The organism is Streptomyces thermospinosisporus (genome assembly GCF_039526425.1).
GTDB lineage: Bacteria > Actinomycetota > Actinomycetes > Streptomycetales > Streptomycetaceae > Streptomyces > Streptomyces thermocarboxydovorans.
The window spans coordinates 1-23,379 of the sequence record NZ_BAAAIZ010000011.1 but is presented as its reverse complement, the minus strand read 5'-3'; the positions used below and the strand labels follow the sequence as shown (position 1 = coordinate 23,379).

At 71.4% G+C, this 23,379-nt stretch carries 20 protein-coding genes; 1 reads left to right on the top strand and 19 read right to left on the bottom strand.

Annotated features, from left to right (window positions below; all coding sequences use genetic code 11):
- Nucleotides 1-95: 95 nt before the first annotated feature.
- The 6 genes from carB to pyrR form a co-directional block, all read right to left on the bottom strand.
- Nucleotides 96-3,404, bottom strand: a complete 3,309-nt coding sequence (gene carB, locus ABD207_RS05880) for a carbamoyl-phosphate synthase large subunit (RefSeq protein WP_344010582.1) — start codon at nucleotides 3,402-3,404, stop codon at nucleotides 96-98.
- The gene (gene carA, locus ABD207_RS05875; protein ID WP_344010580.1) at nucleotides 3,397-4,551 is read right to left on the bottom strand and encodes a glutamine-hydrolyzing carbamoyl-phosphate synthase small subunit; all 1,155 of its coding nucleotides are present in this window, start codon (nucleotides 4,549-4,551) and stop codon (nucleotides 3,397-3,399) included. Before carA ends, carB begins: the two co-directional genes overlap by 8 nt.
- Nucleotides 4,548-5,117: a PH-like domain-containing protein gene (locus tag ABD207_RS05870; protein ID WP_344010577.1), complete on the bottom strand. Its 570-nt coding sequence runs from the start codon at nucleotides 5,115-5,117 to the stop codon at nucleotides 4,548-4,550. Before ABD207_RS05870 ends, carA begins: the two co-directional genes overlap by 4 nt.
- Entirely contained in the window at nucleotides 5,114-6,400 is a 1,287-nt protein-coding gene (locus ABD207_RS05865) for a dihydroorotase (RefSeq protein WP_344010576.1), read from the bottom strand. The genes ABD207_RS05870 and ABD207_RS05865 overlap by 4 nt, the downstream gene beginning before the upstream one ends.
- 5 nt (nucleotides 6,401-6,405) lie before the next feature.
- On the bottom strand, nucleotides 6,406-7,386 hold the full coding sequence (locus tag ABD207_RS05860; protein WP_167990699.1) for an aspartate carbamoyltransferase catalytic subunit: 981 nt from the start codon (nucleotides 7,384-7,386) through the stop codon (nucleotides 6,406-6,408).
- Between the two features lie 144 nt (nucleotides 7,387-7,530).
- Entirely contained in the window at nucleotides 7,531-8,112 is a 582-nt protein-coding gene (pyrR, locus tag ABD207_RS05855) for a bifunctional pyr operon transcriptional regulator/uracil phosphoribosyltransferase PyrR (RefSeq protein WP_344010573.1), read from the bottom strand.
- 284 nt (nucleotides 8,113-8,396) lie between these two features.
- Here pyrR and bldD point away from each other — a divergent pair, with 284 nt between their 5' ends.
- Nucleotides 8,397-8,900 carry a transcriptional regulator BldD gene (bldD, locus tag ABD207_RS05850; protein WP_020938842.1) on the top strand — a complete coding sequence of 168 codons (504 nt, stop codon included), beginning with the start codon at nucleotides 8,397-8,399 and terminating at the stop codon, nucleotides 8,898-8,900.
- 136 nt (nucleotides 8,901-9,036) lie between these two features.
- On the opposite strand, the gene nusB is transcribed toward bldD, so the two are convergent.
- The 13 genes from nusB to ABD207_RS05785 all read right to left on the bottom strand — a co-directional run bounded on the left by nusB (nucleotide 9,037) and on the right by ABD207_RS05785 (nucleotide 22,850).
- Nucleotides 9,037-9,468 carry a transcription antitermination factor NusB gene (nusB, locus tag ABD207_RS05845; RefSeq protein ID WP_344010570.1) on the bottom strand — a complete coding sequence of 144 codons (432 nt, stop codon included), beginning with the start codon at nucleotides 9,466-9,468 and terminating at the stop codon, nucleotides 9,037-9,039.
- A 2-nt stretch (nucleotides 9,469-9,470) separates the two neighbouring features.
- Complete coding sequence (gene efp, locus ABD207_RS05840) at nucleotides 9,471-10,037, bottom strand: elongation factor P (protein WP_167990694.1); 567 nt, start codon at nucleotides 10,035-10,037, stop codon at nucleotides 9,471-9,473.
- Nucleotides 10,038-10,105: 68 nt separating this feature from the next.
- Complete coding sequence (locus tag ABD207_RS05835) at nucleotides 10,106-11,221, bottom strand: aminopeptidase P family protein (protein ID WP_344010568.1); 1,116 nt, start codon at nucleotides 11,219-11,221, stop codon at nucleotides 10,106-10,108.
- Nucleotides 11,222-11,852: 631 nt separating this feature from the next.
- A complete protein-coding gene (locus tag ABD207_RS05830) occupies nucleotides 11,853-12,701 on the bottom strand; it encodes a Pro-rich N-terminal domain-containing protein (protein ID WP_344010566.1) in 849 nt (282 codons plus the stop codon).
- A 149-nt stretch (nucleotides 12,702-12,850) separates the two neighbouring features.
- The gene (aroB, locus tag ABD207_RS05825) at nucleotides 12,851-14,494 is read right to left on the bottom strand and encodes a 3-dehydroquinate synthase (RefSeq protein ID WP_344010564.1); all 1,644 of its coding nucleotides are present in this window, start codon (nucleotides 14,492-14,494) and stop codon (nucleotides 12,851-12,853) included.
- Nucleotides 14,491-15,675 carry a chorismate synthase gene (gene aroC / locus ABD207_RS05820; RefSeq protein WP_344010562.1) on the bottom strand — a complete coding sequence of 395 codons (1,185 nt, stop codon included), beginning with the start codon at nucleotides 15,673-15,675 and terminating at the stop codon, nucleotides 14,491-14,493. Before aroC ends, aroB begins: the two co-directional genes overlap by 4 nt.
- Before the next feature lie 167 nt (nucleotides 15,676-15,842).
- The gene (locus ABD207_RS05815; RefSeq protein ID WP_344010560.1) at nucleotides 15,843-16,196 is read right to left on the bottom strand and encodes a hypothetical protein; all 354 of its coding nucleotides are present in this window, start codon (nucleotides 16,194-16,196) and stop codon (nucleotides 15,843-15,845) included.
- Nucleotides 16,197-16,247: 51 nt separating this feature from the next.
- Nucleotides 16,248-17,075 (bottom strand): shikimate dehydrogenase, encoded by an 828-nt coding sequence (locus tag ABD207_RS05810; protein ID WP_344010558.1) that lies wholly within the window; start codon nucleotides 17,073-17,075, stop codon nucleotides 16,248-16,250.
- Nucleotides 17,072-18,769 (bottom strand): endolytic transglycosylase MltG, encoded by a 1,698-nt coding sequence (gene mltG / locus ABD207_RS05805; protein ID WP_344010557.1) that lies wholly within the window; start codon nucleotides 18,767-18,769, stop codon nucleotides 17,072-17,074. Before mltG ends, ABD207_RS05810 begins: the two co-directional genes overlap by 4 nt.
- Before the next feature lie 125 nt (nucleotides 18,770-18,894).
- Nucleotides 18,895-19,359, bottom strand: a complete 465-nt coding sequence (gene ruvX / locus ABD207_RS05800; RefSeq protein WP_344002167.1) for a Holliday junction resolvase RuvX — start codon at nucleotides 19,357-19,359, stop codon at nucleotides 18,895-18,897.
- Complete coding sequence (alaS, locus tag ABD207_RS05795; RefSeq protein ID WP_344010555.1) at nucleotides 19,359-22,028, bottom strand: alanine--tRNA ligase; 2,670 nt, start codon at nucleotides 22,026-22,028, stop codon at nucleotides 19,359-19,361. The genes ruvX and alaS overlap by 1 nt, the downstream gene beginning before the upstream one ends.
- Nucleotides 22,028-22,387 (bottom strand): hypothetical protein, encoded by a 360-nt coding sequence (locus ABD207_RS05790; protein WP_344002173.1) that lies wholly within the window; start codon nucleotides 22,385-22,387, stop codon nucleotides 22,028-22,030. Before ABD207_RS05790 ends, alaS begins: the two co-directional genes overlap by 1 nt.
- Before the next feature lie 7 nt (nucleotides 22,388-22,394).
- Complete coding sequence (locus ABD207_RS05785) at nucleotides 22,395-22,850, bottom strand: DUF948 domain-containing protein (RefSeq protein WP_167990679.1); 456 nt, start codon at nucleotides 22,848-22,850, stop codon at nucleotides 22,395-22,397.
- Nucleotides 22,851-23,379: the final 529 nt, after the last annotated feature.

Here is a 23,379-nt window from a genome sequence, read left to right as displayed (position 1 = left end):
TCGGCGGCTAAGGGTCCACGCCCGGGGGGGGCGCGGGTTACTGCGCGACCAGCCACAACCGGACCGCGGCTGTGGACACGGCCTTTCGCGGAGCGCTAGTCGCGGGCCGCGATGAGGTGCTCGGCGTGCTCCTGCAGCGAGCGGACGCTGACCTCACCGCGGTTCAGGGCGTCGATGCCCTGGACCGCCGCCGCCAGCGCCTGGACCGTCGTCAGGCAGGGCACCGAGCGGGCCACCGCCGCCGTGCGGATGTCGTAGCCGTCGAGGCGGCCGCCGGTGCCGTACGGGGTGTTGACGATCAGGTCGACCTCGCCGTCGTGGATGAGCTGCACGATGGTCTTCTCGCCGCCGGGGCCGGGGCCCTCGGAGTGCTTGCGCACCACCTTGGCGTTGATGCCGTTGCGCTTGAGCACCTCGGCCGTGCCGGAGGTCGCGAGCAGCTCGAACCCGTGCGCCACCAGCTCGCGCGCCGGGAAGATCATCGAGCGCTTGTCGCGGTTGGCGACCGAGATGAACGCCCGTCCCTTCGTCGGCAGCGGCCCGTAGGCGCCCGCCTGCGACTTGGCGTACGCCGTGCCGAAGACGTTGTCGATGCCCATGACCTCGCCGGTGGAGCGCATCTCCGGACCGAGCACGGTGTCCACCCCGCGGCCGTGGATGTCCCGGAAGCGGGACCAGGGCATCACGGCCTCCTTCACGGAGATCGGCGCGTCCAGCGGCAGCTCGCCGCCGTCGCCCGTCGCCGGGAGCAGCCCCTCGGCGCGCAGCTCGGCGATGGTGGCGCCGAGCGAGATCCGGGCGGCGGCCTTGGCCAGCGGCACCGCGGTCGCCTTCGAGGTGAAGGGCACGGTGCGCGAGGCGCGCGGATTGGCCTCGAGGACGTAGAGGATGTCGCCGGCCATCGCGAACTGGATGTTGATCAGTCCCCGCACGCCGACGCCGCGGGCGATGGCCTCGGTGGAGGCGCGCAGCCGCTTGATGTCGAAGCCGCCAAGGGTGATCGGGGGCAGCGCGCACGCCGAGTCGCCGGAGTGGATGCCGGCCTCCTCGATGTGCTCCATGACGCCGCCGAGGTACAGCTCGTGGCCGTCGTAGAGCGCGTCCACGTCGATCTCTATCGCGTCGTCGAGGAACCGGTCGACCAGGACCGGCCGGGACGGGCTGATCTCGGTCGACTCGGCGATGTACGCCTCCAGCCGCGCCTCGTCGTAGACGATCTCCATGCCGCGTCCGCCCAGCACGTAGGAGGGACGGACGAGGACCGGGTAGCCGATCTCGTCGGCGATGGCCTTGGCCTCGGCGAAGGTGGTCGCGGTGCCGTGCTTCGGGGCCGGCAGGCCGGCCTCCTTCAGGACCCGGCCGAAGGCGCCGCGGTCCTCGGCGGCGTGGATGGCCTCGGGCGGGGTGCCGACGATCGGCACCCCGTTGTCCTTGAGCGCCTGGGACAGGCCGAGCGGGGTCTGCCCGCCGAGCTGGACGATCACCCCGGCGACCGGCCCCGCCTGCTGCTCGGCGTGGACGACCTCCAGCACGTCCTCGAGCGTGAGCGGCTCGAAGTACAGGCGGTCGGAGGTGTCGTAGTCGGTGGAGACGGTCTCCGGGTTGCAGTTGACCATCACGGTCTCGTACCCGGCGTCGCTCAGCGCGAAGGAGGCGTGGACGCAGGAGTAGTCGAACTCGATGCCCTGGCCGATGCGGTTCGGGCCGGAGCCCAGGATGATCACGGCCGGCTTCTCGCGCGGTGCGACCTCGGTCTCCTCGTCGTAGGACGAGTAGAAGTACGGGGTCCGCGCGGCGAACTCGGCGGCGCAGGTGTCGACCGTCTTGTAGACCGGGCGGATGCCGAGGGCGTGCCGGACCTCGCGGACCACGTCCTCGCGCAGGCCGCGGATCTCGCCGATCTGCTGGTCGGAGAAGCCGTGCCGCTTGGCCTCGGCGAGCAGCTCCGGGGTCAGCTCGGCCGCCTCGGCGAGCTCGTCGGCGATCTCCTTGATCAGGAAGAGCTGGTCGACGAACCAGGGGTCGATCCTGGTGTGCTCGAAGATCTCCTCGGGGGTGGCGCCGGCGCGGATGGCCTGCATCACGGTGTTGACGCGGCCGTCGGTCGGGCGCCGGCACTCCCGGAGCAGCTCGTCCTTGTCGCCGGGGTCGCCGGTGAAGGTGAACTGGCTGCCCTTCTTCTCCAGCGAGCGCAGCGCCTTCTGGAAGGCCTCGGTGAAGTTGCGGCCGATGGCCATGGCCTCGCCGACCGACTTCATGGTGGTGGTCAGCGTGGAGTCGGCGCTGGGGAACTTCTCGAAGGCGAAGCGGGGCGCCTTGACGACCACGTAGTCCAGGGTCGGCTCGAAGGAGGCCGGGGTCTCCTGGGTGATGTCGTTGGGGATCTCGTCGAGGGTGTAGCCGACGGCGAGCTTGGCGGCGATCTTGGCGATGGGGAAGCCGGTCGCCTTGGAGGCGAGCGCCGAGGAGCGCGACACGCGCGGGTTCATCTCGATCACGATGACGCGGCCGTCGGCCGGGTTGACCGCGAACTGGATGTTGCAGCCGCCGGTGTCGACGCCGACCTCGCGGATCACGGCGATGCCGATGTCGCGCAGGATCTGGTACTCGCGGTCGGTGAGGGTCATCGCCGGCGCCACGGTGATCGAGTCACCGGTGTGCACGCCCATGGGGTCGAAGTTCTCGATGGAGCAGACGACCACGACGTTGTCGTGCTTGTCGCGCATCAGCTCCAGCTCGTACTCCTTCCAGCCGAGGATGGACTCCTCCAGGAGCACCTCGGTGGTCGGCGACAGGGCGAGGCCCTGGCCGGCGATGCGGCGCAGTTCCTCCTCGTCGTGCGCGAAGCCGGAGCCGGCGCCGCCCATGGTGAAGGAGGGCCGGACCACGACCGGGTAGCCGCCGAGCTCCTCGACGCCCTTGAGGACGTCGTCCATGGAGTGGCAGATGTAGGAGCGGGCGGACTCGCCGTGGCCGGTCTTCCTGCGGACCGCCTCGACGACCTCCTTGAACTCGTCGCGGTCCTCGCCCTTGCGGATCGCCGCCACATTGGCGCCGATCAGCTCGACGCCGTACTTCTCCAGGACGCCGTTCTCGTGGAGGGAGATCGCGGTGTTCAGGGCCGTCTGGCCGCCCAGGGTGGGCAGCAGGGCGTCGGGACGCTCCTTGGCGATGATCTTCTCGACGAACTCGGGGGTGATCGGCTCGACGTAGGTGGCGTCGGCGATCTCCGGGTCCGTCATGATCGTCGCCGGGTTGGAGTTGACCAGAATGACGCGCAGGCCCTCGGCCTTGAGCACCCGGCACGCCTGGGTGCCGGAGTAGTCGAACTCGGCGGCCTGGCCGATGACGATCGGGCCGGAGCCGATGACCAGGACGGACTGGATATCGGTGCGCTTAGGCACGCTGGCCCTCCATCAGGTTGACGAAGCGGTCGAACAGGTAGGCGGCGTCGTGCGGGCCCGCTGCCGCTTCGGGGTGGTACTGGACGCTGAAGGCCGGCTTGTCGAGCAGCCTGAGGCCCTCCACCACGTTGTCGTTGAGGCAGACGTGGGAGACCTCCACGCGGCCGTAGGGGGTCTCGGAGACCTTGTCGAGCGGGGCGTCGACGGCGAAGCCGTGGTTGTGCGCGGTGACCTCCACCTTGCCGGTGGTGCGGTCCTGCACGGGCTGGTTGATGCCGCGGTGGCCGTACTTCAGCTTGTAGGTGCCGAAGCCGAGGGCGCGGCCGAGGATCTGGTTGCCGAAGCAGATGCCGAACAGCGGGGTGCCGCGCTCCAGCACGGCCTGCATGACCGCGACGGGGTGGTCGGCGGTGGCCGGGTCGCCGGGGCCGTTGGAGAAGAACACCCCGTCCGGATCGACGGCGTAGACGTCCTCGACGCTCGCCGTGGCGGGCAGGACGTGCACCTCGATGCCGCGCTCGGCCATGCGGTGCGGGGTCATGCCCTTGATGCCGAGGTCGACGGCGGCGACCGTGTACTTCTTCTCGCCGATCGCGGGCACCACGTACGGCTCGGTGGTGGACACCTCGGCGGAGAGGTCGGCGCCCTTCATCTCGGGGGCCTGGCGCACCTCGGCGAGCATGGTGCCCGCGTCGGGCAGCGCCTCGCCGGAGAAGATGCCGACGCGCATGGCGCCGCGCTCGCGCAGATGGCGGGTGAGGGCGCGGGTGTCGATGCCGCAGATGCCGACGACGCCCTGGGCGCGCAGCTCGTCGTCGAGGGTGCGGCGGGAGCGCCAGCTGGAGGGGACGCGTGCGGGGTCACGCACGACATAGCCGGAGACCCAGATCTTCCGGGACTCCATGTCCTCGTCGTTGACCCCGGTGTTGCCGATGTGCGGGGCGGTCATCACGACCACCTGGCGGTGGTACGAGGGGTCGGTGAGGGTCTCCTGGTAGCCGGTCATCCCGGTGGAGAACACGGCTTCGCCGAAGGTCACCCCCACGGCCCCGTAGGCACGGCCGCGGAACATCCGGCCGTCCTCGAGGACGAGTACGGCGGGAGCAGTGTGCCTGTGCGAGGCCGCTCCCCTGGTGGAGGTCGTCATCGTTCGGCGCCTTCCGTGCTGTTGGTCTCGGTCATGGAATTGAGGGTGCCGACCCACTCGGTGTGTTCGGCGGCGTGGTCGGAGCGGAAGCCGGAGTCGATCAGCCGCTCGCCGTGCTCCCAGGTCACCACCAGCAGGCCGCCCTCGGTGAGGACCTTGCCGGCGATGCCCTTGTCGAGCCGGGCGCCGCGCAGCGCGTGAGCCGGGATGAAGAAGTCCTGCGCGCCGGGGCGCACGACGTCCAGTCCCGCGTCGGTGAGCGTGAGCTCGGCCCGGCTGCGAGTGCCCAGGCCGTGCGCCACGATGCGGTCGAGCCACTGCCCCGCGGTGGTGGAGCCGTGATAGCGGCCGCTCATGCTCAGTCTGGCCGGACCGGGCTCGTCCGGCGCGCTGTGCAGCTCCGGCAGGTCGCTCTGGAGCGTGCCGCGCCACTTCCAGCCCTCGCGCATCAGCCAGTAGACGAGCGCGACGAACAGGGCGAGGCCGACGACCCAGCCGATGCGGGCGGCCCAGTCGGTCACTTCCGCCGATTCCTTCTCGGCGGCCAGCAGGATCAGAGGTGTCACGTGAGCTTCCCGTCGACGAGCGTGGCCTTGCCCCGCAGCCAGGTGTGGGTGACACGGCCCGGCAGCTCACGTCCCTCATAGGGGGTGTTGCGGCTGCGTGAGGCGAAGCCCGCGGGGTCCACCGGGCCACGGTAGGCGGTGTCGACGAGGGTGAGGTTGGCCGGCTCACCTGCCGAGACGGGCCGGCCGTGGCCCTCGGCCCGTCCGATGCGCGCGGGCGTGAAGGACATGCGGTCGGCGACACCGGCCCAGTCCAGCAGGCCGGTGTCGACCATGGTCTCCTGGACCACCGACAGCGCGGTCTCCAGGCCCACCATGCCCATGGCGGCCGCGGCCCACTCGCAGTCCTTGTCCTCGTGCGGGTGCGGGGCGTGGTCGGTGGCGACGATGTCGATGGTGCCGTCGGCCAGCGCCTCGCGCAGCGCCATCACGTCGCGCTCGGTGCGCAGCGGCGGGTTGACCTTGTAGACCGGGTTGTAGGTGCGCACCAGCTCGTCGGTGAGCAGCAGGTGGTGCGGGGTGACCTCGGCGGTGACGTCGATACCGCGGGACTTGGCCCAGCGGACGATCTCCACGGACCCGGCGGTCGACAGGTGACAGATGTGGACGCGGGAGCCGACGTGGTCGGCGAGCAGCACGTCCCGGGCGATGATCGACTCCTCGGCGACGGCCGGCCAGCCGCCGAGACCCAGCTCGGCGGAGACGACCCCCTCGTTCATCTGGGCGCCCTCGGTCAGCCGCGGCTCCTGCGCGTGCTGGGCGATCACCCCGCCGAAGGCCTTCACGTACTCCAGCGCGCGCCGCATGATCACGGCGTCGTGGACGCACTTGCCGTCGTCGGAGAAGACGGTGACCGCGGCGGCCGACTCGTGCATGGCGCCCAGCTCGGCGAGCTTCTGCCCCTCCAGGCCGACGGTGACGGCGCCGATCGGCTGCACGTCGCAGTAGCCGTGCTCCCTGCCGAGCCGCCACACCTGCTCGACCACGCCGGCGGTGTCGGCGACGGGGAACGTGTTGGCCATGGCGAACACGGAGGTGTAGCCGCCGCTCGCCGCCGCGCGGGTGCCGGTGAGGACCGTCTCGGAGTCCTCGCGGCCGGGCTCGCGCAGATGGGTGTGCAGGTCGACCAGGCCGGGGAGCAGCACCTTGCCGCCGGCCTCGACCACCTCGGCGCCCTCGGCGGACAGCCCGGTGCCGACCTCGGCGATGGTCTCGCCGTCGATCAGGACGTCCCGCGCCTCGCCGCCGAGCACCTTCGCACCACGGATCAGGGTCTTGCTCATCTGTCTTACTTCTCCTCGGTGGTACGGGCGGGGGTGACGGCGGGCTCGTTGCCGCCCAGCAGCAGGTAGAGGACGGCCATCCGGATGGAGACACCGTTGGTGACCTGCTCGGTCACGGTGCAGCGGGGGGAGTCGGCGACCTCGGCGGTGATCTCCATGCCGCGGACCATCGGGCCGGGGTGCATCACGACGGCGTGCTCGGGCATCCGCGCCATGCGGTCGCCGTCGAGGCCGTAGCGGCGGGAGTACTCGCGCTCGGTGGGGAAGAACGCGGCGTTCATCCGCTCGCGCTGGACGCGCAGCATCATCACGGCGTCCGACTTGGGCAGCGTGGAGTCGAGGTCGTAGGAGACCTCGCAGGGCCAGGTGTCGACGCCGACCGGCAGCAGGGTGGGCGGGGCGACCAGGGTGACCTCGGCGCCGAGGGTGTGCAGCAGGTCGACGTTGGAGCGGGCGACCCGGCTGTGCAGGACGTCCCCGACGATGGTGATGCGGCGGCCGGAGAGGTCCTGGCCGATCCCGGCGTCCGGGCCGATCAGCCGGCGCCGCATGGTGAAGGCGTCGAGCAGCGCCTGGGTGGGGTGCTGGTGGGTGCCGTCGCCGGCGTTGATGACATGGGCGTCGATCCAGCCGGAGGTGGCCAGGCGGTAGGGGGCGCCGGAGGCTCCGTGCCGGATGACCACGGCGTCGACGCCCATCGCCTCCAGGGTCTGCGCGGTGTCCTTCAGCGACTCGCCCTTGGAGACGCTGGAGCCCTTGGCGGAGAAGTTGATGACGTCGGCGGACAGCCGCTTCTCGGCGGCCTCGAAGGAGATCCGGGTGCGGGTGGAGTCCTCGAAGAAGAGGTTGACCACGGTGCGGCCGCGCAGGGTGGGCAGTTTCTTGATGGGCCGGTCCGCGACCCGGGCCATCTCCTCGGCGGTGTCGAGGATCAGGACGGCGTCGTCGCGGGTGAGGTCGGCGGCCGAGATGAGATGACGCTGCATCTGTCAGGCTCCGTAAGGCAGTTCATTCGGGAGATTCAGGAAGAACCGGAGCAGAACCAGGGCAGAACCGGGCCTGGGCGGACAGCCGGGCGGTCGTACGCGGGCACACCGGGGCACGCGGTGCCGGCTCTGCTGTTCTGCTGGCTACTGACCGGTCCGCTTGGCACCGAGCAGCACGGTGTCGCGACCGTCCTCCTCGGCGAGCTGGACCTTGACCGTCTCCCGCAGCGACGTGGGGAGGTTCTTGCCGACGTAGTCGGCGCGGATGGGCAGTTCACGGTGGCCGCGGTCGACGAGCACGGCGAGCTGCACCGCGCGGGGGCGGCCGATGTCGTTGAGCGCGTCGAGGGCGGCGCGGATGGTGCGGCCGGAGAAGAGCACGTCGTCGACGAGGACGACCAGACGGCCGTCGATGCCGTCACCGGGGATGTCGGTGCGGGCCAGCGCACGCGGCGGGTGCATGCGCAGGTCGTCGCGGTACATGGTGATGTCGAGCGAGCCGACCGGGACCTTGCGCTCGGTGATCTGCTCGAGCTTGGCGGCGAGCCGCTGGGCGAGGAAGACGCCGCGGGTGGGGATGCCGAGGAGCACCACGTCGTCGGCGCCCTTGGCGCGTTCGACGATCTCGTGGGCGATGCGGGTCAGGACGCGCGCGATGTCAGGAGCCTCGAGTACGGCTCGTGCGGCAGGTTGCGCATCGGACGACGGGTCCTGCTGCTTGTCCATACGAAACGGACCTCCTTCTCCGCCTCACGGGACGGACCTTAAAGGACGTCGGGATTGCGTCACCCACCGTATCAGGTCGCCCCGAAACCCCCGGCGGCCCCCTGGTCACTCCCGGAGGCGGCCGCGATCACCCGTTCGGCGTAAGCGATCTTCGTTAGCACGGAAGAGTCGGTGTGGACCATTCGGCTTGACGCACGAGAGTAACTCTGCGTAACCTCACAGTGAGTTACCAGCTGCGCGGCAGGAACCCCTCCCGCCGCGTCGACCCAGTGCCGGGGAGCTATATGTCCAGCGAATACGCCAAACAGCTCGGGGCGAAGCTCCGGGCGATCCGCACCCAGCAGGGCCTTTCCCTCCACGGCGTGGAGGAGAAGTCCCAGGGACGCTGGAAGGCGGTCGTGGTCGGTTCGTACGAGCGCGGCGACCGCGCGGTGACCGTTCAGCGCCTCGCGGAGCTGGCGGACTTCTACGGCGTCCCGGTGCAGGAGCTGCTGCCGGGCACGACCCCTGGCGGTGCCGCCGAGCCGCCGCCGAAGCTGGTCCTCGACCTCGAGCGGCTGGCCACGGTGCCGGCCGAGAAGGCGGGCCCGCTGCAGCGCTACGCGGCGACGATCCAGTCCCAGCGCGGCGACTACAACGGCAAGGTGCTCTCGATCCGCCAGGACGACCTGCGCACCCTCGCCGTCATCTACGACCAGTCGCCCTCGGTCCTCACCGAGCAGCTGATCAGCTGGGGCGTCCTGGACGCGGACGCGCGTCGCGCGGTGGCCACGCACGAGGACGCGTAAGTCGTCGCGGGCCTGAGCAGAAACGTGCCGCCGGGGTGGGCGGAACCGGTCGGTTCCGCCCACCCCGGCGGCTTTGTCGTGCTCGTGCGCGGTGCGCCTTGCGGTGCCTGGTGCGCGGTGCGCCCTGCGGTGCCGCTCACGCCTCGCGGCGCAGCGACGGCTTCAGCTCCTTCAGCCGGCCGAGCAGGCCGTTGATGAACGAGGGCGACTCGTCGGTGGAGAACTCCTTGGCGAGCTGCACCATCTCGTCCAGCACCACCGCGTCCGGCGTCTCGTCGACCCAGATCAGCTCGTAGGCGCCGAGTCGGAGGATGTTGCGGTCCACCACCGGCATCCGGTCCAGCGTCCAGCCGACCGCGTACTGCGAGATCAGCTCGTCGATCCGCTTCGCGTGGTCCGCGTAGCCCTCGACGAGCTGCATCGTGTACTCGCTGACCGGCGGCTGCCGGGGGTCGGTGCGCGAGTGCCGGACCCAGTCGGCGAGCACGGTCCGGACGTCGGCGCCGCGCTGGTCGCCCTCGAAGAGGATCTGGAAGGCACGCTTGCGGGCCGTGTTGCGGGCAGCCACGGTTAGCTGTTCACCCGGCCGAGGTAGTCGCTGGTACGGGTGTCGACCTTGATCTTCTCACCGGTGGTGATGAAGAGCGGGACCTGGATCTGGTGGCCGGTCTCCAGCGTCGCGGGCTTGGTGCCACCGGTGGAGCGGTCGCCCTGGACGCCGGGCTCGGTCTCGGCGACGGTCAGCTCGACGGCGGCCGGGAGCTCGACGAAGAGCACCTCGCCGTCGTGCTGGGCGACGGTGGCCTCGAATCCCTCGACGAGGAAGTTGGCGGCGTCGCCGACGACCTTGCGGTCCACGTGCAGCTGGTCGTAGGTCTCCATGTCCATGAAGACGAAGTAGTCGCCGTCCATGTAGGAGAACTGCATGTCACGCTTGTCGACGGTGGCCGTTTCGACCTTGACACCGGCGTTGAAGGTCTTGTCGACGATCTTGCCGGAAAGCACGTTCTTCAGCTTGGTGCGCACGAAGGCCGGGCCCTTGCCGGGCTTGACGTGCTGGAACTCGACGACGGACCAGAGCTGGCCGCCTTCGAGCTTGAGCACCATGCCGTTCTTGAGGTCGTTCGTGGAAGCCACGGTTGAGGATTCTCCTGGACTGGACTGACGTGGACGACCCCGGGGCGGACATGCGCACAGCGTGAGGGCTAGAGCGCGAGCAGCTCCTTGGTCGTAATGGTGAGTAGCTCGGGTCCGCCATCCGCCTCGGGGCGGACGACGAGCGTGTCATCGATCCGGACACCGCCCCGGCCCGGGAGGTGGACCCCCGGTTCGACGGTGACCGGCACGCAAGCGTCCAGTTTACCCATGGCCGACGGGGCCAGCTGAGGGTCCTCGTCGATTTCGAGTCCCACACCGTGACCGGTGAGCGGATGGAGGGCGTCGGCGTAGCCCGCGGAGTCCAGTACCTGGCGGGCGGCGTGGTCCACGCTGCGGCAGGCCGCGCCGGGCACCAGGGACTCCCGGCCGGCGCGCTGGGCGGCGAAGACGAGGTCGTAGAGCTCGATCTGCCAGTCGGCGGGCGCGGTGCCGATGACGAATGTGCGGCCGATCTCGCAGCGGTAGCCGCGATAGGTGGCGCCCAGGCAGACGGAGAGGAAGTCGCCCTCCTCGACGCGGCGGTCGGTGGGGCGGTGGCCGCGGCGGCCGGCGTTGGGTCCGGTGCCGACGGAGGTGGGGAACGCGGGGCCGTCGGCGCCGTGGTCGACGAGGCGGCGCTCCAGCTCCAGGGCGAGGTGGCGTTCGGTGCGGCCGACGAGGATGGATTCCAGGAGTTCGCCGAGGGCCTGGTCGGCGATCTCGGCGCCGATGCGGAGGCAGGAGATCTCCTCCTCGTCCTTGACGACCCTGAGCTGCTCGACGGCGCCGCCGATGTCGGCGAGGCGGAGGGTGGGGGCGGCGGAGCGGATGGCGCGGTGGCGGCTGACGGTGAGGTGGTGCTCCTCGACGGCGAGGGAGTCGGCGCCCTGGGAGGCCGCGAGGGCGGCGGCTGTCAGGGCGGGGTCGGCGCTGGCGCCGGGGGCGAGGCGGACGGGGAGGTTCTCGTCGGGGCGGGACCCGGGGGTGCCGGGGGCACGGTCGTCGGGTGTGCCGGGGCAGACGAGGACGTCGTCGGTACGGCCCAGCAGGAGGACGGCGCCCTCGGGGGCGGGGCCGGCGAGGTAGCGCACATTGGCGGGCCGGGACACCAGCGCCGCCGCGCTGCCGCCCGCATTGCAGCATTCCCGGAGCCGGGTACGGCGGACCGCGTACACCTCTGACATGCACCGAGCGTATGCACTCCGCCCGAATGTCGCCGGTCGAGCGGGGCCGAGTGGGGGGTGAGCGGGGTGGGGTGGGTCGGGGGTGCGGCTGCACGTTCGGGTGCGGGGTCCCGGGTGCGCTGCAGGTTCGGGTGCGGGAGGTGTCCCGGCTGCGGGTGCGTGGTCGGCGCCGGGTGGTGGGTCGGGGGTGCGGCGGCGTGACGGAGGGGGCCGCAGTCGCGCCCCTTCCTGCGCTGCCACAGGCACCCGGCGTGGGGCTCTGGTAAGCGGCCCCCTCCGCCCCACCACCACACCCCCTCACGCCGACCACCGCCGGCGGCTCCATCCCGGCTTCGCCACCCACGCAGCTGCGCGCTTTCGTGCGCCGCCCAGCCAGGGACCGTCGCGCTCCACCTCGCTGCGGGCAGCCGTGCCCACCCAGCGCGCGCCGTCGTGCGCGCCTAGCCGGGGCCGTCGTGCGCGCCTAGCCGGGGCCGTCGTGCCGACCCAGCAGCGGGATTTCGTGCCGCCTGGGGCGATGGGGGTCCCCCCGCTCGAGCGAAGTCGAGTGTGGGGGAGGGAGGGCGCAGCGGCACCCCGCCAGCGCCGGTGAGCGACACCCACCCCCGGCCCGCACCCGCGCCGGGTGCGCTTACCACTTCAGGGGACTTGCGATGGCCCGGGCCAGGACCTCGTCCAGGACCTTTGCCGTTTCCGGTATGTCCATCTGGGAGTTGTCGATGATCGGCAGACCGGAGCCGTACCAGCCGGCCATGCGGCCGTGGATGCGGGCGACCTCCTCGTCGCTCAGCCGGCGGTTGCCCGTGCGCTCCGCGTTGCGTTCGAGGACGATCTCCAGTCCGGGGAGAAGGACGACCGGGAGCAGCCCGGGGCCCACGTGGCGCTTCCAGCCGCCGAGGCCGACGACCGGGCGGTCGGGGAACACCGCGTCGTCGAGGATGCACGAGATGCCGTTGGCGAGGAAGTTGCGCGCGGCGAAGCCGCAGGTGCGGCGGGCCAGCCGGTACTGCGCCTCGGAGTTGTCGTTCCACCCGGCCTGCGGATCGGCGAAGCCGGAGCGGACCCATTCGCGCACGTCGTCCAGGCTGATGTGGGCGGTGGGGACGCGCCGGTGGTCGGCCCAGTACTTCGCCACGCTCGTCTTGCCCGCACCGGCGGGGCCTATGAGCAGCACCGCGATGGTGGTGGCGGTCGGGTCGGGCGGCGCGGTGGCCTGGGGCGGGTTCGGTACGGCGACGGGGCCGCCCGGGGGCAGCGGCACATGTCCGGTGGTGTCGGGCGGCGGCGCCGAGGGGTGCTGAGCACCCGCGGGGGGTGGCGGCGGGGGCACGGGACAGCCGCCCGGCGCCTGTGGCGGCGCGGGCATGGGTGCGGGCCCTTGGTGCGGACCCGGGTGGTGTGCGGCCGGTGACCAGCCGGTGGCCGGTCCCTGCCCCGGCTGATGGGGCGGCGGCAGCGGAGAACCCACTGCATGCTGCATCCGGTGCCACTCCGTCTCGTACAGGCGTTGGGGCGCTGACAGCAGGGGGTGACCCCGCTGCGTACCGAACGGTACCGCCCCCGGTCGTCATGGTGTGAACGGGCGAGGGCGGCCCTGAGTGCCCGTCATGCCGGGCTGATCGGGGTCGATTACTCGCCGACCTCGCCGTATGCGGCGAGCAGGACGGCCGGGTCGGGACCCTCCAGCACCGTGGGCTTGGCGAGGCCGTCCAGGACGATGAAACGCAGCAGGTCCCCGCGGGACTTCTTGTCGACCTTCATCGTCTCCAGCAGCTTGGGCCACTGGTCGTAGCGGTAGTGCAGCGGCAGGCCCACCGCTTCGAGGATCGTGCGGTGGCGGTCGGCCGTGGCGTCGTCCAGGCGGCCGGCCAGGCGTCCGAGTTCGGCGGCGAAGTGCATGCCGACGGACACGGCGGCGCCGTGGCGCCACTTGTAGCGCTCGTTCTTCTCGATGGCATGGCCCAGGGTGTGGCCGTAGTTGAGGATCTCGCGCAGGCCGGACTCCTTCAGATCGGAGGAGACCACCTCGGCCTTCACCCGGATCGAGCGCTCGATGAGCTCGGCGGTGTGCGGACCGGCCGGGGTGCGCGCGGCCTGCGGGTCGGACTCGATGAGGTCGAGGATCACCGGGTCGGCGATGAAGCCGGCCTTGATGACCTCGGCGAGGCCGGAGACGTAGTCGTTGACCGAGAGGGAGTCGAGGGCGGCGAGGTCGCACAGGACGCCGGCGGGCGGGTGGAAGGCGCCGACGAGGTTCTTGCCCTCGGCGGTGTTGATGCCCGTCTTGCCGCCGACGGCCGCGTCCACCATGGCCAGGACCGTGGTGGGGACGGCGATCCAGCGGACGCCGCGCAGCCAGGTCGCCGCGACGAAGCCGGCCAGGTCGGTGGTGGCGCCGCCGCCGACGCCGACGATGACGTCGGTGCGGGTGAAGCCGGACTGGCCGAGCGCCTTCCAGCAGTAGGCGGCGACCTCGGCGGTCTTGGCCTCCTCGGCGTTGGGCACCTGGACGGCGATGGTCTCGTAGCCCTGTCCGGCCAGGTCGGCGCGGAGCGCCTCGCCGGTCTCGGCGAGCGCCTCGGGGTGGATGACGGCGACCCGCTTGGCCTTGGTGCCGATCAGTCCGGCCAGCTCGCCGAGGAGTTGACGGCCGACCAGGACGTCATAGGGTTCGGTGCCCGCGGTGCCGCCGACGTGGATCCGGGTGACGGGGGCTGGCATGGCTTCCTCCTGCCGGGGCCCGGGGGTCGCTCCCCCGGTGGGTGCGGGCAACTGCAGTGCGTCCAGGACGGCTTGGGCGACCTCGTCGGGGGTGCGGCCGTCGGTGGGGACGACGGCGGTGGCGACCTCCTCGTACAGGTGCCGCCTGGCCTCCATCAGTTCGCGCCACTGCTTGCGCGGGTTGACCGCGAGCAGGGGGCGGGCGGCGTTGAGGCCGGTGCGCTTGACCGCCTCCTCGACGTCCATGGAGAGGTAGACGACCCGCAGCCCGGCGAGGAGGGCGCGGGTGTCGGCGTCCAGCACGGCGCCGCCGCCGAGGGCGAGGATGCCCTCGTGCTCGGCGAGGGCCCTGCGTACCGCCTGCTTCTCCAGGGCGCGGAAGGCGGGCTCGCCGTCGTCGACGAAGATGTCGGAGATGGAGCGGCCCTCGGCGGCGACCACGTCGTCGTCGGTGTCCCGGAAGCCGGTGCCCAGCCGCTCGGCGAGGATGCGCCCCACGGTGGACTTGCCCACGCCCATCGGGCCGACCAGCACGATCAGCGGTGCGCTCATCGGATGGCCAGGTTGTCGAGGTAGGAGCGGACGTTGCGGCGGGTCTCGGTGACGCTGTCACCGCCGAACTTCTCCGCGACCGCGTCCGCGAGGACCAGCGCCACCATGGCCTCGGCGACGATGCCGGCCGCGGGGACGGCGGAGACGTCGGAGCGCTGGTGGTGGGCCTGCGCCGGCTCGCCGGTGGTGACGTCCACCGTCCTCAGGGCACGCGGGACGGTGGCGATCGGCTTCATCGCGGCGCGGACGCGCAGCAGCTCGCCGGTGGACAGGCCGCCCTCGGTGCCGCCGGAGCGGCCGGAGACCCGCCGGATGCCCTCGGGCGTGTTGACGATCTCGTCGTGCGCCTTGGAGCCGGGGACACGGGCGAGTTCGAAGCCGTCGCCGATCTCGACGCCCTTGATGGCCTGGATGCCCATGAGCGCCCCGGCCAGCCGGGCGTCCAGCTTGCGGTCCCAGTGGACGTGCGAGCCGAGGCCCACGGGGACGCCGTAGGCCAGCACCTCGACCACGCCGCCGAGCGTGTCGCCGTCCTTGTGCGCCTGGTCGACCTCCGCGACCATCGCCTTCGAGGTGTCCGCGTCCAGGCAGCGCAGCGGGTCGGCGTCGAGCTTCTCGACGTCGGCCGGGGTCGGGTAGACGCCCTGCGGTGCCTTGACCGAGCACAGCTCGACCACGTGGGAGACGATCTCGATGCCGGTCGTCTCCTTCAGGTACGAGCGGGCGACCGCGCCCAGCGCGACCCGGGCCGCCGTCTCCCGGGCGGAGGCGCGCTCCAGCACCGGACGGGCCTCGTCGAAGCCGTACTTCTGCATGCCGGCCAGGTCGGCGTGGCCGGGCCGGGGGCGGGTCAGCGGCGCGTTGCGCGCGAGGCCGGCCAGCACCTCCGGGTCCACGGGGTCGGCCGCCATGACCTGCTCCCACTTGGGCCACTCGGTGTTGCCGACCATGATCGCGACCGGGGAGCCGAGGGTGAGGCCGTGCCGTACGCCGCCGAGGAAGGTCACCTCGTCGCGCTCGAACTTCATCCGGGCACCGCGACCGTAGCCCAGCCGCCGCCTCGCGAGATGGTCCGCCACCATGTCCGTGGTGATCGGCACGCCGGCGGGAAGACCCTCCAGCGTCGCGACGAGTGCGGGACCGTGGGACTCCCCCGCGGTCAGCCAGCGCAACCTGCTCAACGGTGCTCCTCAGTGCTCGCGCCCGGTGTACTGCCCTGCGCACGCGCGTCCTCGCGCGCGGCTGTGGCGTGAACGGGGTGCGCGCTGCCCCGGCCCGCCACCTCCGATCCTCCCACGTCCGGGCCGGGTGCCCGGTCGCCGGTCCATCAGACGGACGGACGCCCGCGTCAGCCGTCCTGCGGGCGCCGCTGCGGGGCGTAGGCGCCGAGGAAGTCCGCCCCGCTCTGCTGCTGGGCCGGTGCGGGCGGCGCGGGCTGCGCGTTCTGCGGGGCGTAAGGACCGAGGTAGTCAGTGCCCCGGCCCTGGCCGGGCTGAGCGGCGGCGGGGACCGGCTGCCCGGAGCGGGCGGCCCGCCGCTGGGCGATCTTGCGCTTGATCTTCAGGACCCAGTAGGCGAGGACGGCGAGCGCCACCAGGGCGTACACCGTGATCTGCACCCAGTCGGGCAGAAAGCCCAGCAGTGACTCGACGATCTGGGTCTTCCAGCCTGCCAGCTCGATGCCGGTGGACGCGGTGGACATGGACGTCGCTCCCCTCCCCTGCTCCGCCCCCTGCGGAACAGCGAGTGGATCTTAGCGGTTCGCCAGCGCCCGCTCGCCGGCTTTTCGCATCGCCTCCAGCGGCGCCGGGGACCGTCCCGTCATCTGCTCGACCTGGAGGACGGCCTGGTGCACCAGCAGGTCGAGCCCGCTGATCACCGCCCCGCCGTACGCCGACCAGCGGGCGGCGAGGGCGGTCGGCCAGGGGTCGTAGAGGACGTCGAAGAGGGCGGCCGGGCGTTCCGGGACGGCGCGGGCGAGCGGGTCGGTGACCCCGGCCGGCGTGGTGGTGATCACCAGCGGGGCGTGCAGGGCCTGTTCGGCGTCGGCCCAGTCGGCGATGCGCACCTCGACCTGGAGCCGCTCGGCCCACCGGCGCATCTCGGCGGCGCGCGCCTCGCTGCGCACGTAGACGGTGACCTCGCCGGTGCAGATCCGGGCGAGGGCGGCGAGGGAGGAGGAGGCGGTGGCGCCGGCGCCGAGGACGGCGGCGCGGTCCACCGTGTCGATGCCGTGCTCGCGCAGGGCGGCCACCATGCCGGGGATGTCGGTGTTGTCCCCGGTCCGCCGGCCGTCGGCGGTGAAGACGACGGTGTTCACGGCGTCGACCGAGGCGGCGGTGTCGCTGATCGAGTCCAGCAGCGGGATCACCGCCCGCTTCAGCGGCATGGTCAGCGACAGGCCCGCCCACTCGGGCCCCAGCGTCTCGAAGAATCCGGGCAGTGCCTTCTCGTCGACCTCGAAGCGGTCGTACGTCCACCCCTCGAGCCCCAGCTCGGCGTAGGCGGTGCGGTGCAGCACCGGGGAGAGGGAGTGTGCGATCGGGGAGCCGAGGACGGCAGCCCGGCGCGGTGAGGTCATCCGTTCTTCCTCGAGGCGTTGAACTTGTCGACCAGCTTCTGGTGCTCGGCGTTGGTCTTGGTGAACTCGCTGGTCTTCCCGTCGAGCGAGATGAAGTAGTACCAGCCGTCGTCGGTCGGGTTGAGCGCGCCCTTGACCGCTTCCTCACCGGGGTTGCCGATGGGGCCGGGCGGCAGGCCCTTGTAGTAGTACGTGTTGTACGGGTTGTCGTAGTTGCGGAGTTCGGAGAGCGAGAGGTCGATCTTGCTCTGGTTCTTGATGTAGTTGTACGTGGAGTCGAACTCCAGCATGCCGTTGGTCTCGGTGTTGCCGGGCTCGAGCCGGTTATAGATGACCTCGGCCATCTTGCGGAAGTCGCTGTGGCTGGTGCCCTCGGCCTGGACGAGGCTGGCGACGGTGACGAGCTGCCAGGGGTCCTTGAGACCGAGTCCCTTGGCCTTCGCCTCGACGCCGAGCTTCTCGTAGACCTTGTTGGCCTGCTCGACCATGTTCTTGAGGACGTCCTCGGGCTTCTGCCCCTTGGAGACGCCGTAGCTGGACGGGAAGAGGAACCCTTCCAGCGGGTCCTTGACGTTCTTGTGGCCCTTAGCCCAGCCGGGGAGGCCGAGCTGGTCCGCCTTCTCCTTGGCGATCTTCGCGGTGGTGCCCGCTTTGAGTTCGAGGCGTTTGTCGATGAGTTCGTAGACCTGCGCGTTGCGCAGTCCCTCGCGGATGATCAGGTTGTTGCGGCTCTCCGGGCTGAGCATCAGCTCGACCGCGCTCGCGGCCGACATCTGCTTCTCCAGCGTGTAGACGCCGTCCTGGATGGACTTGCCCTGGGGGTTGCCCGCCTGCGCCGCCACGAAGGCGTCGACGCTCTTGACCACGCCGGCCTTCTTCAGCTGCTGGCCGATGACCGCGCCGGTGGCGCCCTTGGGGATGGTGACGGTCACCTTCTGCCCGTTGCCGTCGCCCGCGAAGTCCGGGGCGCTGCCGAAACGATCCTGGTAGAACTGCCAGCCGTAATAGCCCGCACCGGCCAGACCGCCGCCGAGGACCAGGGCCACCACCAGGCAGGCGCAGCCGCTGCGGCGCTTCTTCTCCTTGCCGCCCTTGCCGCCCCGGCGGCGGCGGTCGCCCGGCTCGTCGTCCTCGTCGTCACCGCCGCCCGCGAAGAAGGCGTGTTCGCCCTGGTCGGGTCCGGGATCCCAGTCGGTCGGCGGCTCGGGCTCGGGTTCGGGGGCGGCGCGCCTGCGGCTGGGCGGCTCGGGCGGAGGGTAGGCCTCCGGGCTGCCGTAGTAGTCGGACTGCTGCCCGTAGCCGGACTGCTGCCCCGGGTAGCCGCCGCCCTGTCCGTAGGGGTCCTGCGGCGTGGCGGCGTAGGGGTCCTGCGGGTGGGTGCCGGTGTGCCAGCCGCCGGTGTCGTAGTGCTGCTGGTGCTGCTGCTGGTGGGCGTACTGCTGGTCGTACTGCGGATACTGCTGTCCGCCGTATCCGTTCTGCTCGTGTCCGCCGTATCCGTTCTGCTCGGCGGTGCCCCAGTCTCCGTACTGCTGGTGCGTGTGCGACTGCTGCGGGTAATGCTGCTGCGGCTGGCCGGCGTAGGGAGCCTGCGAGCCCTGATCGGCCTGCTGCCCTCCCCATCCGCCGTCCCCGTACAACGGGTCGTCCGGATGCCACGGTTCGGAGCCTTGGCCCCGGCCATACTCAGTCATCGATCCCCTAGAGCCGCGAGGCGGTGACCGCCGGGCCACCTGAAGACCGCGGCTGTCTTCCGCCTCTCTCTGTGCGGCGGCTGTTCGAACACCGCCGCATCGCGCGGAACGTTACCGTATCGCGATCAGATGACCACTTCGACGCCCTCGCCGGGTGCATTGCCTGACACCCGTTCGGATTCGAGGGCCTGCTGCAGGATGATCACGGCCGCTGCCTGGTCGATGACCGATCTGCCCTTCTTGGACTTCACGCCCGAGGCGCGCAGTCCCTGGCTCGCCGTGACGGTCGTCATACGTTCGTCGACGAGCCGCACCGGGACGGGGGCGATGCCCTTGGCCAGCTCCTGGGCGAAGGCGCGCACCTTGGCGGCGGCCGGGCCCTCGCCCCCCTTGAGGGAGCGAGGGAGACCGACCACGACCTCGATGGGCTCGTACTCCTCGACGAGTTGCCGCAGGCGCCGGTGCGCGGCCGGCACGTCCCGGCCGGGGACGGTCTCGACCGGTGTGGCGAGGATCCCGTCGGGGTCGCAGGAGGCGACCCCGATGCGGGCGTCCCCGACGTCGACGGCGAGACGGCGTCCCCTGCGCATTACTTGGCCGTCTCCGCGACCAGGCGCTCGACGGCCTGGACGGCCTCGCCGACGGCGGCCGGGTTCTGGCCGCCGCCCTGGGCGACGTCCGGCTTGCCGCCACCGCCGCCGCCGAGGGTCTTGGCGGCGGTGCGCACCAGCTCACCGGCCTTCAGACCGCGCTCGCGGGCGGCCTCGTTGGTGGCGATCACCGTGAGCGGCTTGCCGTTGTTCACGGTGAACAGGGCGACCACGGCGGCCCGTCCGCCCCGGATGCGGCCGCGCACGTCGAGGACCAGCTTGCGCAGGTCGTCGGCGGTGGTGCCGTCCGGCACCTGGCCGGTGACCACGGCGACGCCGTGGATGTCCTTGGCGGACTCGGCGAGACCGGCGGCGGCCTGCAGCACCTTCTCGGCGCGGAACTTCTCGATCTCCTTCTCGGCGTCCTTCAGCCGGCCGAGCATCGCGGAGACCTTCTCGGGCAGCTCCTCGGGGCGGCCCTTGAGCAGTTCGGTGAGCTGGTTGACGACCGTGTGCTCGCGGGCGAGGAAGCTGTAGGCGTCGACGCCGACGAGGGCCTCGATGCGGCGCACACCGGAGCCGATGGAGGACTCGCCGAGCAGCTTCACCAGGCCCAGCTGGGCGGTGTTGTGGACGTGGGTGCCGCCGCACAGCTCCTTGGAGAAGTCGCCGATGGTCACCACGCGCACCCGGTCGCCGTACTTCTCGCCGAACTCGGCGATGGCGCCCTGCTTCTTGGCCTCGTCGATGCCCATGATCTCGGCGTGGACGTCGAGGTCGCGGGCGAGCACCTCGTTGATCTTCTGCTCGACGTCGAGCATCACCGTCTGCGGCACGGCGGACGGCGAGCCGAAGTCGAAGCGGAAGCGGCCGGGCTGGTTCTCCGAACCGGCCTGGGCGGCCGTCGGGCCGAGGGCGTCGCGCAGGGCCTGGTGGGTGAGGTGGGTGGCCGAGTGGGCGCGGGCGATGGCCTTGCGCCGGGGGGCGTCGATGGCGGCGTGGGCCTTGGCGCCGACGGTGACCTCGCCGACCTGGACGACGCCCTTGTGCACGTAGACGCCCGGGACCGGCTTCTGGGTGTCGCGGACCTCGATGACGGCACCGGCGTCGGTCTTGATCCGGCCGGTGTCGCCGATCTGGCCGCCGCCCTCGGCGTAGAACGGGGTGCGGTCCAGGACGACCTCGACCTCGTCGCCCTCGGTGGCGGCCGGGGAGGAGACGCCGTCGACGAGGATGCCCACGATCGTGGACTCGCCCTCGGTGTCGGTGTAGCCGATGAAGTCGGTGGCGCCGGCCCGGTCGGCGATCTCGCGGTAGGCGCCGAGGTCGGCGTGGCCGGTCTTCTTGGCCTGGGCGTCGGCCTTGGCGCGCTCCCGCTGCTCCTTCATCAGGCGGCGGAAGCCCTCCTCGTCCACGGACAGGCCCTGCTCGGCGGCCATCTCCAGGGTGAGGTCGATCGGGAAGCCCCAGGTGTCGTGGAGCAGGAAGGCCTTGTCGCCGGGCAGCACGGTGGAGCCGGCGGCCTTGGTCTCGGCGACGGCGGTGTCGAGGATGTTGGTGCCGGCCTTGAGGGTCTTGAGGAAGGCGTTCTCCTCGGCGAGGGCGACCTTCTCGATGCGCTCGCGGTCGGTGATCAGCTCCGGGTACTGCTGGCCCATCATGCCGATGACGACGTCGATCAGGTCCTTGACGACCGGGCCGGTGGCGCCGAGCAGGCGCATGTTGCGGATGGCGCGGCGCATGATGCGGCGCAGCACATAGCCGCGGCCCTCGTTGCCCGGGGTGACACCGTCGCCGATGAGCATGGTGGCGGTGCGCATGTGGTCGGTGACCACGCGCAGGGACACGTCCGAGTCCTCGGAGTCGCCGTAGCGGACGCCGGTCAGCTCGGTGGCCTTCTCGATCACGGCCATCGAGGTGTCGATCTCGTACATGTTCCGCACGCCCTGCAGAATCATGGCGAGCCGCTCGAGGCCGAGGCCGGTGTCGATGTTCTTGCTGGGCAGTTCGCCGAGGATCGGGTAGTCCTTGCCGGGCCCCTCGCCCCGCACGTACTGCATGAAGACGAGGTTCCAGATCTCCACGTACCGCTCGTCGTTGACGGCGGGGCCGCCCTCGGGGCCGAACTCGGGGCCGCGGTCGTAGTTGATCTCGGAGCAGGGGCCGCACGGGCCGGGGACGCCCATGTCCCAGAAGTTGTCCTTCTTGCCCAGGCGCTGGATCCGCTCGGCCGGCACGCCGATGACGTCGCGCCAGATCTGCTCGGCCTCGTCGTCGTCCTCGTACACGGTGATCCACAGACGGTCGGGCTCAAGGCCGTAACCGCCCTTGTCCTGGGGCGTGGTGAGCAGCTCCCAGGCGAGCTTGATGGCGCCTTCCTTGAAGTAGTCGCCGAAGGAGAAGTTGCCGCACATCTGGAAGAACGTGCCGTGCCGGGTGGTCTTGCCGACCTCTTCGATGTCCGGCGTGCGCACGCACTTCTGGACGCTGGTGGCGCGCGGGAAGGGCGGCTTGACCTCGCCCAGGAAGTAGGGCTTGAAGGGCACCATGCCGGCCGGGACGAGCAGCAGAGTCGGGTCGTCCGCGATGAGCGACGCCGACGGGACGACGGTGTGCCCGCGCTCCTCGAAGAAGCTCAGCCAGCGGCGGCGGATCTCGGCCGACTCCATCAGTGGTCCTCATTCCGGTTGTACGGGTACGTCTTGTACGTCAGGCCCTCGGCGTACGGGGGTCTGCTGCGGTTCTCGATGACGGCGTAGTGCCGGGGGGCGGGCAGTTCGCGGTCGACGGGGGCGTTGAGCCCGAGCGCGTCGCCGAGTTCGGCCTCGCGCCGGGCCATGTTGTCGCGGACCTCGAGCGCGAAGTCCACCGCGCGGTCCTTCAGCCGGCCACCGGCCTCGAGCGCCTTGTTCGCCGCGGCGACGGCGAGGTGCTCGGGCGTCAGCTGCTTGAGCTTGCGGTTGACCTTGGTGGTGGCCCACACGCCGGCTGCGACGCCGGTGGTGAACCAGAACGTACGGCGGAACATCGCTGGGTCAGTCTCTCTTTCCCCGGGAGGTCCCGCGGCTGCGCCGGTCGCGGCGCGCGCCCGGGACGGTACGGCCCACGATCACGGTGCGCCCCGGCGCCCGGGCGGGCGCCTCGTCCTTGCGGCCGCTCAGGGCACGGCGCACGCCGTAGCCGAAGGCGGCGACCTTGACGAGGGGGCCGCCGAAGGTGGAGGCGACGGTGGTGGACAGCGCGGAGGCGTTGGAGGTGACCTCCTGCACGTCGGAGGCGATCGCGTCGACCCGTTCGATCTGGGTCTGCGCGGAGCGCACCGCCGCGGAGGCGTCGGCCAGCAGCGGGACGGCCTGGTCGGTCACGTCCGCCACGAGCTTGGTGGTCGCCCTGAGCGTCTGGGCCAGCCTCGCGAGAGCCACCGCGAGGAAGGAGACCAGGATCGCCCAGAAGACGGCCACCAGGATCCCGGCCACCTCTCCACCGGACACTGTGTGCACCCGCTCCCTGAAACGTGCCTGAACATCGAGAAAGTCGTGTCACCGAGCCTATCGCGCCGGTGATGCGACTCCGTACCGGATTAGCCTCCGGCGCCGGTGGAGCTGCGAGCACCGATTGTACGGACCGCACAGGCATGACTACGCTCCACGCCCCCGCGCGGCGGACCGCACAACCTGGTCGTCGAGGAGGGCCTGCTCGTTCGTCTGGTGGGACGTCAGGCGATGCCGGAACCGCACAGTTCCGAGCATCTGGCGGACGCCAGCCCGGATTTGGCGGCCGAGCCGCTGCAGCGGGGGCGCCGGAGCGGTTGGGCGCTCCCCGCGGGGCTCAAGGCGCCGCGGGCCTGCGAACGGTTGGTGCGGTGGGGCGGGAGACGGGACCGGGGCCGGGAGGTGGGGCGGGCGTGCTCGGCGTCTGCGGGGCGGGCCGCGTGGTGGTGTCGGGCGGTGGGACCAGGCGGTCCGGCACCGGGTCTGGGCCCAGAACTGGGGCATCCCGCGCCGGGCCCGGGACCGGAAC

Bases quoted from the DNA above. Each gene is read 5' to 3' on its own strand.
- ABD207_RS05790 (WP_344002173.1), bottom strand. From the start codon at position 22,387: ATGTTCCGCCGTACGTTCTGGTTCACCACCGGCGTCGCAGCCGGCGTG.
- carA (WP_344010580.1), bottom strand. From the start codon at position 4,551: ATGACGACCTCCACCAGGGGAGCGGCCTCGCACAGGCACACTGCTCCC.
- ABD207_RS05810 (WP_344010558.1), bottom strand. From the start codon at position 17,075: ATGACCTCACCGCGCCGGGCTGCCGTCCTCGGCTCCCCGATCGCACAC.
- alaS (WP_344010555.1), bottom strand. From the start codon at position 22,028: ATGGAGTCGGCCGAGATCCGCCGCCGCTGGCTGAGCTTCTTCGAGGAG.
- ABD207_RS05860 (WP_167990699.1), bottom strand. From the start codon at position 7,386: ATGCAGCGTCATCTCATCTCGGCCGCCGACCTCACCCGCGACGACGCC.
- ABD207_RS05815 (WP_344010560.1), bottom strand. From the start codon at position 16,196: ATGTCCACCGCGTCCACCGGCATCGAGCTGGCAGGCTGGAAGACCCAG.
- bldD (WP_020938842.1), top strand. From the start codon at position 8,397: ATGTCCAGCGAATACGCCAAACAGCTCGGGGCGAAGCTCCGGGCGATC.
- pyrR (WP_344010573.1), bottom strand. From the start codon at position 8,112: ATGGACAAGCAGCAGGACCCGTCGTCCGATGCGCAACCTGCCGCACGA.
- mltG (WP_344010557.1), bottom strand. From the start codon at position 18,769: ATGACTGAGTATGGCCGGGGCCAAGGCTCCGAACCGTGGCATCCGGAC.
- ruvX (WP_344002167.1), bottom strand. From the start codon at position 19,359: ATGCGCAGGGGACGCCGTCTCGCCGTCGACGTCGGGGACGCCCGCATC.
- ABD207_RS05865 (WP_344010576.1), bottom strand. From the start codon at position 6,400: ATGAGCAAGACCCTGATCCGTGGTGCGAAGGTGCTCGGCGGCGAGGCG.
- aroB (WP_344010564.1), bottom strand. From the start codon at position 14,494: ATGAGCGCACCGCTGATCGTGCTGGTCGGCCCGATGGGCGTGGGCAAG.
- ABD207_RS05835 (WP_344010568.1), bottom strand. From the start codon at position 11,221: ATGTCAGAGGTGTACGCGGTCCGCCGTACCCGGCTCCGGGAATGCTGC.
- ABD207_RS05830 (WP_344010566.1), bottom strand. From the start codon at position 12,701: ATGCAGCATGCAGTGGGTTCTCCGCTGCCGCCGCCCCATCAGCCGGGG.